Source organism: Caballeronia sp. GACF4 (assembly GCF_023631025.1).
Lineage (GTDB): Bacteria > Pseudomonadota > Gammaproteobacteria > Burkholderiales > Burkholderiaceae > Caballeronia.
Genome location: NZ_JALQDW010000072.1, coordinates 1 through 231 on the forward strand (window position 1 = coordinate 1; position 231 = coordinate 231).

Consider the following 231-nt stretch of genomic DNA (forward strand, 5'->3'; position numbering starts at 1 on the left):
CAATCGACGAGATCATGCTGCGGAAGGCTTGCTGAAACACCGTTTCGCCCTCGTCCAACTGCAAGACCACGCCGGGCTTGTGAATCCCGTTGACGATGAACCGGACGTCAAAATCTTCGGCGAGCTGAACGACGTCAAGGATGTACTTACGCCGGGTTCTCGTTGGGACCTGCGCGTACCGGCCCTTGCCGCTGAGAATCGGGCCCGTATGAAGTTCGAGCAACTCAGGCC

Annotated in this window: 1 protein-coding gene; it reads right to left on the minus strand. The window is 58.4% G+C overall.

The window, feature by feature from the left end; all coding sequences use genetic code 11:
* The coding region (locus NCR40_RS31245) for a hypothetical protein (RefSeq protein WP_250511826.1) at positions 1-231 on the minus strand (231 nt) is incomplete at both ends.